Origin of the sequence: Enterococcus sp. DIV2402 (assembly GCF_017426705.2) — a bacterium.
GTDB lineage: Bacteria > Bacillota > Bacilli > Lactobacillales > Enterococcaceae > Enterococcus_F > Enterococcus_F lowellii.
This window is the reverse complement of the sequence record NZ_CP147251.1, coordinates 1,787,885-1,799,537: the sequence shown is the minus strand read 5'-3', so window position 1 is coordinate 1,799,537 and position 11,653 is coordinate 1,787,885. Positions and strand designations below refer to the sequence as shown.

The 11,653-nt window shown below is 34.4% G+C and carries 14 protein-coding genes; 3 read left to right on the top strand and 11 right to left on the bottom strand.

Annotated elements, in window-relative coordinates; genetic code table 11:
• Window positions 1-12 precede the first annotated feature (12 nt).
• Window positions 13-555 (top strand): TetR/AcrR family transcriptional regulator, encoded by a 543-nt coding sequence (locus tag DOK78_RS08700; RefSeq protein WP_207940722.1) that lies wholly within the window; start codon window positions 13-15, stop codon window positions 553-555.
• A 115-nt stretch (window positions 556-670) separates the two neighbouring features.
• Here DOK78_RS08700 and DOK78_RS08695 read toward each other — a convergent pair whose 3' ends face one another.
• The 6 genes from DOK78_RS08695 to DOK78_RS08670 all read right to left on the bottom strand — a co-directional run bounded on the left by DOK78_RS08695 (window position 671) and on the right by DOK78_RS08670 (window position 6,070).
• Window positions 671-1,171 carry a hypothetical protein gene (locus tag DOK78_RS08695; RefSeq protein ID WP_207940723.1) on the bottom strand — a complete coding sequence of 167 codons (501 nt, stop codon included), beginning with the start codon at window positions 1,169-1,171 and terminating at the stop codon, window positions 671-673.
• Window positions 1,131-2,528 carry a Y-family DNA polymerase gene (locus DOK78_RS08690; protein ID WP_207940724.1) on the bottom strand — a complete coding sequence of 466 codons (1,398 nt, stop codon included), beginning with the start codon at window positions 2,526-2,528 and terminating at the stop codon, window positions 1,131-1,133. The genes DOK78_RS08695 and DOK78_RS08690 overlap by 41 nt, the downstream gene beginning before the upstream one ends.
• A 299-nt stretch (window positions 2,529-2,827) precedes the next feature.
• Entirely contained in the window at window positions 2,828-3,955 is a 1,128-nt protein-coding gene (locus tag DOK78_RS08685; protein WP_207940725.1) for a M20/M25/M40 family metallo-hydrolase, read from the bottom strand.
• A 43-nt stretch (window positions 3,956-3,998) separates the two neighbouring features.
• A complete protein-coding gene (locus DOK78_RS08680; protein WP_207940726.1) occupies window positions 3,999-4,829 on the bottom strand; it encodes an exodeoxyribonuclease III in 831 nt (276 codons plus the stop codon).
• 93 nt (window positions 4,830-4,922) lie between these two features.
• Window positions 4,923-5,378: a cyclase family protein gene (locus DOK78_RS08675; protein ID WP_339076090.1), complete on the bottom strand. Its 456-nt coding sequence runs from the start codon at window positions 5,376-5,378 to the stop codon at window positions 4,923-4,925.
• Window positions 5,379-5,614: 236 nt separating this feature from the next.
• A complete protein-coding gene (locus DOK78_RS08670) occupies window positions 5,615-6,070 on the bottom strand; it encodes an effector binding domain-containing protein (protein ID WP_207940727.1) in 456 nt (151 codons plus the stop codon).
• 83 nt (window positions 6,071-6,153) lie between these two features.
• Here DOK78_RS08670 and DOK78_RS08665 point away from each other — a divergent pair, with 83 nt between their 5' ends.
• On the top strand, window positions 6,154-7,053 hold the full coding sequence (locus DOK78_RS08665) for a helix-turn-helix transcriptional regulator (RefSeq protein ID WP_207940728.1): 900 nt from the start codon (window positions 6,154-6,156) through the stop codon (window positions 7,051-7,053).
• 6 nt (window positions 7,054-7,059) lie between these two features.
• Window positions 7,060-7,275 (top strand): NAD(+)--rifampin ADP-ribosyltransferase, encoded by a 216-nt coding sequence (locus tag DOK78_RS08660; RefSeq protein WP_339076398.1) that lies wholly within the window; start codon window positions 7,060-7,062, stop codon window positions 7,273-7,275.
• A 781-nt stretch (window positions 7,276-8,056) separates the two neighbouring features.
• On the opposite strand, the gene DOK78_RS08655 is transcribed toward DOK78_RS08660, so the two are convergent.
• From DOK78_RS08655 to DOK78_RS08635, 5 genes are read right to left on the bottom strand one after another with little or no spacing between them, the layout of a single operon-like run.
• Entirely contained in the window at window positions 8,057-9,112 is a 1,056-nt protein-coding gene (locus DOK78_RS08655; RefSeq protein WP_207940729.1) for an SIS domain-containing protein, read from the bottom strand.
• 22 nt (window positions 9,113-9,134) lie between these two features.
• Window positions 9,135-9,932 (bottom strand): PTS system mannose/fructose/sorbose family transporter subunit IID, encoded by a 798-nt coding sequence (locus DOK78_RS08650; protein ID WP_207940730.1) that lies wholly within the window; start codon window positions 9,930-9,932, stop codon window positions 9,135-9,137.
• A complete protein-coding gene (locus DOK78_RS08645; protein ID WP_207940731.1) occupies window positions 9,925-10,710 on the bottom strand; it encodes a PTS mannose/fructose/sorbose/N-acetylgalactosamine transporter subunit IIC in 786 nt (261 codons plus the stop codon). The genes DOK78_RS08650 and DOK78_RS08645 overlap by 8 nt, the downstream gene beginning before the upstream one ends.
• A gap of 22 nt (window positions 10,711-10,732) precedes the next feature.
• Entirely contained in the window at window positions 10,733-11,215 is a 483-nt protein-coding gene (locus tag DOK78_RS08640; RefSeq protein WP_207940732.1) for a PTS sugar transporter subunit IIB, read from the bottom strand.
• The gene (locus DOK78_RS08635) at window positions 11,190-11,621 is read right to left on the bottom strand and encodes a PTS sugar transporter subunit IIA (RefSeq protein WP_207940733.1); all 432 of its coding nucleotides are present in this window, start codon (window positions 11,619-11,621) and stop codon (window positions 11,190-11,192) included. The genes DOK78_RS08640 and DOK78_RS08635 overlap by 26 nt, the downstream gene beginning before the upstream one ends.
• Window positions 11,622-11,653 lie beyond the last annotated feature (32 nt).

Below are 11,653 nucleotides of genomic sequence, written 5' to 3'. Positions count from 1 at the left end.
TCAGGTGATTTTATGTATGAAGAAATTTTAGATGTAGCCGAACAGCTGTTTATGACTCAAGGATATCAAGCTACATCTACCAGACAAATCACACAAATTTTGGGCGTAACACAACCGACAATTTACTATCACTTTAAAAAAAAGGAAGATATTTACTATCAAGTTATGTTGCGTTTATCAAATGACGTAGAGATTAACTTAAAAAAAATTGCAAACGCATCAAATTCTACCTTAGAGATAAAATTATTAGATATGGTTGAATTTTTAAAAGCCAAGCATCCTTTTAATTTATTTGTAATGATGCATGATATACAGCATACAGTATCTACAGAAACTTCTATGAAACTGTATCAATTGTTTTTAAAGTCGTATAAATCTCCGTTTATCCAGCTACTACAAGAAAATAAAAATCATCTACGACATTCAGTGGATATTGATTTTGCAGTAAGCCAATTATTTATATTGATGGCAGCATATTTAGATAGCACGGATAGAAGTGAAGATTTCTCTAAAAGAATCTATTTATACTTACATGGGATATACCAGTCTGAATAATAAATCCAAATAAGAGGCTATGTACATATAACCTCTTATTTGGATTTATCTTTGTTTCCCAATTAAACAGAATTTTCAGTAAGTATAAATAGTTGAAAAAAACTTATCACACTATTTAATCAAGTTCTTCAAAAAAAGGCTGATAGCTGTCATCAACAATATATTCTACGTATTCTTTAGTTAAGACTTCTTTCTTTTGAGAATCATTTGTAAATACGTCAACTTCAAACCATTTTTCTGGATTTTTAATGTGAATATGCCGAACATCTTCCCAAAATATTTTTTGATTATCCATGATAAGATAATCGTCAGACACTTCACCTAAAAAGAAACCCGTAACATTGTCTAAAAGACGTCCAAATTCATCCCTGCTATTTAGCTGAATCTCCACTTCTTTCGAATAGGTGAATGATTCAACTAACAACAAGTCAATCTCTTCTTGAGACATTTGTTCCAAAGGTTGATTGTCCTTTACAGCAAATTCTTCGTTTGTATGAATACTGGTCATCAACTCTTCCATTGCAAAAGCTGTGCCCCATTTTAAACCAAATGGACGATCATGATAGTCGTTGTATTCATGAAATTCCTTTTTCGTTCGTTTTTGATTGACTATCATGTGTATTCACTCCTTCAATACCTGCCAAACCTCCTGCGTGTCCCCCAACCAGATTAGAACGTGCAATAGCACGACCTCCTTCTAATAATGAATGCGCATGAACGATAGAACCAAATCCAAATTTATGACGAATCGTATCTACGACTAAATCAGTTTTTATTTGACGTTCTTGTTGTTCTGGTTCTTCAAATAAGTTGAGTTGCAAAGAAGTTGTATAGATTAAATCACTGCAATTCACACTTATATTGCGAACATCTTGATTTTTATAATATTTCTCAAAAATGGTTAATAGACAAGTTACTAACTCTTTTGTTGTATTTGTCGCAGGTATACGAACTTGCTGATGAAAGCCACCTTTACCCGTCCAATCTGTGTAGCCTAAACTGAAACCAACCCATAAAGAAACAAGTTGTGCTTTTGCCCCTTCTCGACGTAAACGAGTTCCTAATTGGTCAGCCATTTCTTTGATAACTACTTCAAGCTGTTTTTTTTGTGTGTAATCTCGTGGAAGCACTTGCGAGTTTCCGATAGACTTACTTTTTGGCTGATACGTTTGACCTAAAAAACTCCGATCAATTCCCCAACTATGAGCGTACAGTTGCGTTCCTAAAATTCCCATTTTTTCTTTTAATTGATAATAATTACTATGTGCCAAATCATCTACTGTTTTAATCCCCATTTTTCGTAACTTCATAGCTGTTCGTCTACCAATCCCCCACATCTCTTCTAAAGATGCAATTTTCCAAACAGTTTTAGGCACTGATGCATAACGCCATTCAGCTTTCATATCGCTGTTGTGTTTGCTTTCATTATCTAGCGCAAGTTTAGCTAATAAAGGGTTATCGCCAATACCAATCGCTGTGTACAATCCCATCTGTTCATGAACATCCAATTGAATCAATCGTGCCAGTTCATAAGCACTCGATACATCGTACATTTTTAACCCATCAGTAACATCAATAAATGATTCATCCACACTGTATACATGATGGTTTGCTTCGTCTGCATATTTTTTATAGATATTATTAATCTCCATATTTTTGCGCATGTATAAAGCCATTCTTGGGGGTGCAATTACAAGATCATCTGGATAAGGAAAAGGCAAATCTCTAGCTCTTGAAACGTTCGTAATACCATAAGCTTCTTTAGCTTTTGGACTACTAGCTAATATTAACCCACTGCCTCTTTCTGTTAAACTATCACTCGGATAACTCATTACAACTAACTTCGCTTTAATCGGATTTAGACCACGTTCTACACATTCCACCGAACTATAAAAAGATTTACAATCAATACACAAAATATCTCTCGAAGGTTCTTTAGCATAATTAAATTCAGGATTCTTTCCAAATTTCATACTTCTCACCTCGTAAAACAAACGTATGTTCGTGTATATTATAACCATTTGTTCGTATGTTTTGTCAAGATATTTTCTCATTGAAAAACTATCAATGCACGGTCTTATGTAATTAGTATCTCTATCTGCTTGAACAGTCTCTATGGAGTATTTTCTCTATAAATTCGTTTGAACATCTAAAAAAAGAAGAACCGACCAGCCATTTCCTAAGTAATTCATTTAATTTCATGAACCATCTATAAAAAAATAATCTCATAACGTATTTACGGTTACGAGATTATTTTTTATTTAGTTTCTAATTATTCCGTAACAAGCCAAATGACTTGTTGGGTATTTTCTAAGAACTCATCAATAATTAAGCGTTCTTGTAGCTCGTGTCCATTTGCTCCACCTGCTGCTAGGACAATGGCATCAATACCATTAAAAGTCAGACCGCTAACATCTGTACCTCCACGCATTACTAGTCCTTGATAGTTAAGATTATGCCGTTTGCACATTTCTTTAAAACGTTTAATTACCGGATTATCGTCTTCATGATGATATGCATATAAGCTTTGATCGACGTCATATTCTAACTTCGCGTCAAATTTATCTGCTGCTTTTTGAAGCGTTTCAATAACGTGATTTAACTGTTTTTTACCACTCTCATGATCAAGACTTCGTATTTCCATGGCAAATGTTGTAATCTCAGGAACAACATTTGTTGGATAGTCACAAATTACTTTTCCGATATTTGTTGTTGTATTTTCATCAATCTTCAAAAGATTCATATTTGAAATTGCCTCTGCCATCACTTGGATAGATGAAATACCTGAATCCGGCGCTATCCCAGCATGAGCGGCTTTACCAATAATTTTTCCAGAAACATCATAATAATCTGGTCCACCAATAATAGCTGTTCCTGGTCCGCCTTTTCCATCTAAAACAAACGCAACTTTTCCTGCTAATAATTCTGTATCAACTGCAAAAGCACCCAAAATACCTACTTCTTCACAGATGGTAAATAAAAACTCTAAGGGAGGATGTGACAAGTCATTCTCACGCAAAACTGCTTCAACTTCTAGTATTTGAGCAATCCCCGCCTTGTCATCTGCACCAAGAATAGTCGTACCATCAGAAACAACATATTTCCCGTCTTCTGTAATAGAAGGTTTTATCCCATTTCCAGGTTCCACGGTATCCATATGAGCTTCAAGAATCAATGTTTCTTGATTGGCTAAAGCACCCTTCCCAGGTATTTTAACAATCACATTTCCTGCATTTGATAAGGGAACTTTTTCATTTGATAGTTTATCTTCAAGAACTTCATAACCTAATTCACTAAAATAGTTAATCAAATAATCAGCCACACCACGTTCATGGTAGCTAACACTATCAATTTGAACAAGTTCTAAAAATTTATTGATTGCTCTTTCTTTATTAATCATCGTATTCCTCCTCATGATTAAACGTTCATCAAATTTTTTTCAATCAGTCTAAAGCAATTTCGAGTAATAGTGGTGTGTGATCTTGTCGTACTCCTGAATCAATCATTTCAGAAGTAACTACTTTATCTGCTCCACGATCACTGACTAACCAATAGTCGATTCTCCAACCAGAATTGTTGATTTTACTTGTTTTTACTCGCTGATTCCACCAACTGTACTGACCAGTTACATCTCCATTCAAATAACGAAATGTATCTGTGAAGCCTAATGACAACAGGTTTGAGAAACCTTGGCGTTCTTCATCTGTGAAACCAGCTGAAAGACGATTTCTATCCGGATGAGCTAAATCAATTTCTTTATGTGCCACATTAAAATCGCCCGTTGCTAAAACAATTTTTTCTTTGTCTAAAGAAGCTAAATATGCAGCATATTTCTCGTCCCAAGTTTGTCTTTCTTTCAAACGAACTAATTCATTTCCAGAATTCGGTGTATACACTTGTGTTAAATAAAATTGATCAAATTCAAGGGTAATAATCCGCCCCTCTGAATCCATCGTACTTGGCGCACCAATTTCAGGAAAATGCAGTTTTGGTTCTAAATGATTTTTATATAAAAACATTGTACCTGCATAACTTTTTCTTGCCGGTTCTTGGGAACTTCTCCATACTATTTGGTATTCAGGAAAATTTTCCTTTAAAATTTCGATATGTTTTTTTGTCGGACCTTTAGCAGATAATTTTGTTTCTTGAATCGCAATAACCGCTGGATCCAAATTGATAATTGTATCCATTACCCCTCGTGATAATACTGCTCTTGCAGAATCACTTGTTAATGCCGCATTTAATGAATCAATATTCCATGAAATAAGTTTCAATGTCATTCTCCTCGCTATATAAAAAATTATGTTCTCTAGTTAGCATACGTTAATAGTCATTTTTCTACAAGATTTCTACACTAATGTTATCAGTTAATCTTCTACTATCGCAATCGCTCTGACAGGAGACCCATCTCCTGATTGTATTTTTAGGGGGAATCCATAGAACATAAAGTTGCTTTCTTTCGGCAAACTTTCTAAATTAACTAATCCTGTATAAGTAATGATTTTTTTACCTAATAAAGCACGTTCCAATTCTTCTGTAATATTTCCACCAATGAATTTTGGATTGGAGGCTACAATTCTATTTACTTCTTCTACGCCCACTTCTTCCATAAAAAACAATCCTATTTTCTGAGGCCACATCTGATTTATACTAACGAGTTGTGCTTCTCCACAAAAGTTTTCAAGAGGTATCTCATCTAAATTTTCTGCTCCCTCATGCATATGTGAAAATGCATCAACATGCGTTCCTGTATGTGACCCCATACTTAGATGTCGTAGTTCCCACGTTTCATTGTCGTGCGTATGTATGACCTCAATTTTCACTGCTGGATCTCCTGAAAAATAGTCATATTTGTAAATAACGGGGTGGATAAATCAATGATTTTCATACTAGTCACCTACTTATCTGATAGATGTTATTATACTTATGAAAGTTGTACAGAATCAATACTTATGTACGTATTCATTATAAAATTTCATAATGAACACTATCAAAATTGTTTAACTGTAAAAGTATAAGGATTATTGAAATTTTCTATTAGTAAAATATACTGGTGGAATTATTTTACCGGAATCCAAAGCTCTACTTCTGCATTTTGAGGATTCCCATTTAATAAAACTTCCAAAATTATTCCATTATTATACGCTATACTCTCATGAATGCCATTTTTAAAATAAGAATCTTCTAGCTGGTCAAATAGTACTCTTGATTTGTCGCTACTAGCCTCAGTAACATAATATTTTTGCTCTGGAACTTCTACTAATTCATAACCATCAATTTTCGTTTCTGATATCACTCCTGCATAATATTGAATTCCTTTATCATGAGGAATTATAAGAGCATAACCTTTTTTATCTAACGAATAAGGCATAAGATTCTTTAGCATCCCTTCTTCGAACAATTGAGTATAAAATTCTGTTTTTTGTTCTGAGTAAGATGGCTCATGAACTTTTTGTCCTTTAATTAATACACTTCTTCCAACTAACTTAAATGAATTTCTTTTTTGATTTCTCATAATAAATTCTCTCCTTTTCATTTTATGATACAATCATATCAGTGTTAATATGACAACTGTATGACATGTTTTGGAGGTGTTTTATGAAAATTGACCGACACATGGGAATAATCTCTTATTTGATTGATAAACAAAAAGCAACTGCTAAAGAATTAGCCTCTTTATTCAATGTGAGTGTTAGGACTATAATGAGAGATATAGACGATTTGACACTAGCAGGAATCCCGTTGTATGTAGCACAAGGAAAAAATGGTGGAATTTTTATGATGGAAAATTTCAAGTCAGACAAACCTCCATTAACTACTATAGAATTAAGCTCTATAGAAACTAGCTTAAAGAGTAGATATCAAGTCTTAGGAGATAATTCAACATTTAATGCTATACTAAAACTAAACAAAACAAAATTAAATTCAGACTTTGAAATTGATTTATCTTTATCCCAAGGAAACTTGGAACTGCGTAAAATTGTATTTCAATTACTTAATTCAATCAGAAAAAATATAAGGATTACTTTTGAGTATATCAATTCTAAAGGGGAGCCATCAAAAAGAAATTGTGAACCCTATCGAATAGTTTATAAAGATAGAAGTTGGTATTTAGATGCGTATGATAACAATAAAAAGCGATTTAGTGTTTATAAAATAGCTAGAATATCTGGTATAGTTTTTCATGAGGTCTTTGAAAAGAGAGATTTTACTCCTATACCTTATGATGGTGGAACATGGGTGAATAAAGACAAAATTCCTGTTACTCTCTACGTAAATAAAATAGTGATTGATAGATTTATAGAATTAATAGGGAATAATTCTATTAAAAAAATTGATAATGACATTTATGAGGTTATCTATCCATTACATGACAACGAATGGGGATATAATGTCTTGTTAGGATATGGAAAATACGTTAAAGTAATTTTACCTGAAATTTTTAAAAATAATTTCGTTCTATATATTGATAATATTAGAGAACAGTATTCGAAATAACACAAAATCTCTAATTATATCTATTTCACAGCCACTTTAGAGGCAGCTAAATGGGGCTCAGAATTAGCTGCCGATACTGGACAAGAGAGAATCTATCTTGTTGAACCGTTAGGTAATTTTGAAAATGATCCAAATCTAACAGATAAACGATTCCCCAGCAACCCTACTCGTTCCTATCGCTCTAAGAGTCCGTTAAAAATTGTAGGAGAACTTGCTGTTTGAGAACAGCATTCAGAAGAAATGATTCAAACCATACTTACTCATTTATCCGAACTAAAGAAAAATGGAACTTCCGAATTAGAGGATTAAAAAATGCCACGCTTCTCAATCTACATTACTTGAGAAATATGGCATTTCTTTATTTTTCGTGCCCTATCAAGATATGTTTAAAAATCTCAGCGGATATCATTTCATCAACCGTTAGAACATCTACCCTTTCTTTGGCACAAACCATTGGGTAAAAGATATTCCTCTGAATAGCCAAAAAGTTGTTCGACTGCGACTTGTATCTCCTTGTTTATGAGCTTGCAAAGCTGAAACACTCGCATCTAAAAATAAAATTCTTTGAGGCATACATTCTCGTAATTTGATCAAATGATCCTTCAAAACTTCTTCTACATCCCATTCCCTGCGAAGAGTTTACTGATAATGTACTTGATTAACATTCTTTATATACTTATCGAAAATAATTCAGCAGTGACTTCTCTTCTTCTTCAGTTAACGATTATTCTATCCTTCTAAGAAAGTTTTTTTTCAATTGGAATCTCCGTATAGTATTCTATCTGTTCTTCAGATGGAGTACTAAAAAAGCTTTTTGTATCGCTAAAATACCGCATTGTTTAGAATCTGAGAACGTGCCATCAAAATCAAAAATATACGTTATAAAAGTCATGCTCCTGCTCAATTTTTATCATTTATTAAAGATAGAATACACGAACCTTTCTTTTTAACTACAAAAAAATCCAGTAGATAGCCTACTAGATTCTTTTGTAGTTTTAACTTCCTATTTATTGAATTTTTTAGATCCTAATTTCATATGAAATTTTGGATCTTTTGGTGTAGAGGGGTCAACGCCTCGTAAAGTCGAAATCTTTGCACAGATTAATTGTAAAGGGATGATAAAATTAAACGTCAAGAAATCTTTATTCTGAGTTGTTGGTAAAACTAAATCAGCGTCTTTCGTCTCATAATTGGTTACAAGGAAGATACTATCTGACCAATCAGAAAGAACTTCCTTCATTTTTTTCGATCGTGATTCACTGCCATCATCTAAAATAAAAACTGTTGATTTCTCGTTGATTGCATTATAGATACCGTGAATAAATTCTTCAAACTCATACCCTGTCACAGGACAACGCATTGTCTCTAATAATTTCAATGCACTTTCTAAAATATCACCGTATGAATTGGCTGGACCAGTGATTCTGATTTCTTGTGCATTTGCCAATGTTTCTTTATGTTCTTCAATCCATTGTTCGGAAACATCATAGACTTCCTTAAAATACGCAGCAGCCTTTTTCACTTCTTCGATTTTCTCATCAAACACAGACAAACTGACACGATCCTGCTCTACACCAATATATAAAGCTAAAAGCAATAGATTCAGTTTCGTACAGTAAAAGCCTTTTGTTTTAGCACCAGCCAATTCTTCACCACAATAGACTGTCAATACATAATCAGCTACCTCATCAATAAATGCATCCGGACCGCCTGCCATAGAAGCAGTCAAGCAGCCTTTACTTTTTGCCAGTTTCATAGCATTGTACGTAGAATAACTGCTTCCACCTTGTGAAATTCCAACGACTAAGGTTTGTTCATTGTCTTGTAAAAATGTATCTTCTGTAATCGCAAATGGATAGATTGCATAAACTTCCATTTGTAACAGGTGCTGTAATTGTTTACTCATTTGTAAAGCAGAATGATAACTCGTTCCAGAACCTGTAATTACGATTTTTTTGATTGCTGCTTTCTTTACTTCCGCAAAAAGTTCTGCTGATCGGTCAATGATCTCCAGCATTCTTTCTGGTGTTTCTAGCATATAATTTTCAATGGTAGACATTTTATTCCTCCTAAAATGATTTTTATAAGATATTGAAAAAATGCATCACAATTCCAAAAATAATGATGCCTAAGGTTAGCCAAGTCACACTGACTTTTTTCAATAAGCGATAGATAACAAATGTAAAAATTAATGGTAGCATCTTTGGCAGAATTTGGTCCAAAATATCTTGAACAATGATCTCAGCCCCGCTAAGGTTCCATTGTAACGGTGTCGTGATATTTAGCATCGTAGCAACCATTCCACCTACCACAGATAGCCCAATAATCGTTGCTACTGACATGATTTTATCCATCAACCCCTCTTTTTGGATACGTTCTAATGAGTTGATTCCGACCTGATATCCCAGCTTCAATCCAAAAATACGAATAGCAAAGTTTGGAATGTTGAAAATCAAGAAGAAGAGCAGCGGACCAAACAAGTTTCCTTCAGAAGCAAGAGATACGCCAATTCCTGCCGCAATAATCCGTAAAGTCCCCCAAAAAATCGAATCACCAATCCCAGCTAAAGGACCCATCAGAGACGCTTTTACTGCGCTGATTGATTGTTCATCAAATTCAGGATTATTAGAATTTTCTTCTTCCATCGCTGATGAGATTCCCATGATGAGCGGTACAACAGCCGGTGTCGTGTTAAATATCTCTAAATGGCGATTCAAGGACTGCACTTGATCTTCTTTTTTAGTATATAATTTTTTGATAATCGGAAGCATAGAGTATGCATAACCGATATTTTGCATACGTTCGTAGTTAAAAGCACCTTGTAAAGCAAATGAACGCCAGAAAACACTCCGTAATTCTTTATTCGTTACTTTATTCAAAATCGATTTCTCCTTCCGTTAAATTATCGGATTCTTTAACATCTTCCACTTTTTTTGGTTCAATATAAAAATGTAAAATCAATGAGATGCATGCTGCAAACAAAGCAATTGCTGTGATATTGATTCCTAAAAATGCAGCTGCTAGAAATCCCAAGAAGAAAAATGGTGCCATCTTTCTAGAAAACAACATATCCATCAACAATGCAAACCCGATAGCTGGCAAGAGTCTCCCAGCTACTGCCATCCCATCTAAAAGAACTTTGGGTACCGATTCGATTAAATTAGATACTTGATCTGCCCCCAGTAAAATAGCTAAAAAGGTTGGAATGAAGGTACTTAAAAAGAATAAAACTACTGGTATCCACATAGAAATAGCAATCCCTTTAAAGTTAGCTTCTTGTGCATATTTGTCTGCTTTATGAGCAAAATACGTATTGATGATGCGAACCAGAACCCCTAAAGATTGAGCTAGAACTGCTATTGGTACCGCTAAAGCCAATGCGACCTCCACGCCGCTGCCGGAAATAATGGCAAATGCTGTACCTAAAATTCCCCCAGTAACAATATCTGGCGGTGTCGCTGCTCCAATCCCTGCAATCCCCATCCAAATCAATTCTAATTGTGCACCTATAATAATTCCTTGCTTCATATCTCCTAAAATCAAACCAACAAATAATCCCATGATCAATGGCCGATCAAACATCATTTGTCCAAAAATACGGCCATCTAAAATTCCTACGCCTGCAAGTAAACCTAACATCAATGCTTGTGCCAACATCTTTGAACCTCCCTTCTTTTATTTAAATATCGAAATCACTTAACACCCGCCGCTTGTCTCTTGGCAACATTCTAAATTCGACTTCCACTCCCATCTCACGAATAGCTGTTAGGTTTTCGATATCTTGTTTATCCACCGCTACTAAATCAGTCAGTTTTTTCTTGCCTTCAGAGTACCTCAAGCCACCAATATTGATTTCCTTGACCACGCCTCCAGCATTTTCCAGCAGCTTACGTGTGTCTTCGGTGTTCTTTGTCAATACCAATACGTTGCTTTTTTTGGATGTGTTGAATTTTTGCAAAATTTCTCCAGATTCTTCTACGCCACGAATATATAAATTAACATTGCTGGGTTTAGCTAAATTCAGTGCCATTGCTTTCATCTGATCATTTTTTGCTTCGTCATTTACAACTAAAATCGTATTGACACCTAAAGATGATGTCCATCCAAACGCAACTTGTCCATGAATTAAGCGATCATCAATCCTCAATAATGATATCGTCATTGTTTATTCCCCCTTGATCAACTAGTAGCTCATTTACATAAATAATGCCTTTTTTTGCTTCTTCAATCCCTGAGGCAACAATAGTTTCACTGTCGGTTTCCCCAGACATCAACATTGTTAAAATCATTGGAAGATTTACTCCAGTCACTAACTGAAATGAATAATTTTCCAGCAATAAATTGGTAAATAGGTTGGCTACACTACCTCCAAATACATCGGTCAATACAATCAGCTCTTGACCATCTTTTTGTTTTAAATATTCCTTAGCCTCTATCTCAGCTTCGTCTGCTGATTTTGACTGTGTCATTGAATAATAATCAATCTGGATATCTTCTCCAGCAATCAATTTGATAGCATTGATAATCCCTTTGGAAAATTCTCCATGGGTTGCGATTAAATAATTCATTGTCTCCCTCCTTTATATAAATAAAAGCAAAA

What these genes read in the sequence shown, in the direction of transcription:
- DOK78_RS08700 (WP_207940722.1), top strand. Translation starts at nt 13, where the DNA reads ATGTATGAAGAAATTTTAGATGTAGCCGAACAGCTGTTTATGACTCAA.
- DOK78_RS08695 (WP_207940723.1), bottom strand. Translation starts at nt 1,171, where the DNA reads ATGATAGTCAATCAAAAACGAACGAAAAAGGAATTTCATGAATACAAC.
- DOK78_RS08690 (WP_207940724.1), bottom strand. Translation starts at nt 2,528, where the DNA reads ATGAAATTTGGAAAGAATCCTGAATTTAATTATGCTAAAGAACCTTCG.
- DOK78_RS08685 (WP_207940725.1), bottom strand. Translation starts at nt 3,955, where the DNA reads ATGATTAATAAAGAAAGAGCAATCAATAAATTTTTAGAACTTGTTCAA.
- DOK78_RS08670 (WP_207940727.1), bottom strand. Translation starts at nt 6,070, where the DNA reads ATGAGAAATCAAAAAAGAAATTCATTTAAGTTAGTTGGAAGAAGTGTA.
- DOK78_RS08665 (WP_207940728.1), top strand. Translation starts at nt 6,154, where the DNA reads ATGAAAATTGACCGACACATGGGAATAATCTCTTATTTGATTGATAAA.
- DOK78_RS08655 (WP_207940729.1), bottom strand. Translation starts at nt 9,112, where the DNA reads ATGTCTACCATTGAAAATTATATGCTAGAAACACCAGAAAGAATGCTG.
- DOK78_RS08645 (WP_207940731.1), bottom strand. Translation starts at nt 10,710, where the DNA reads ATGTTGGCACAAGCATTGATGTTAGGTTTACTTGCAGGCGTAGGAATT.
- DOK78_RS08640 (WP_207940732.1), bottom strand. Translation starts at nt 11,215, where the DNA reads ATGACGATATCATTATTGAGGATTGATGATCGCTTAATTCATGGACAA.
- DOK78_RS08635 (WP_207940733.1), bottom strand. Translation starts at nt 11,621, where the DNA reads ATGAATTATTTAATCGCAACCCATGGAGAATTTTCCAAAGGGATTATC.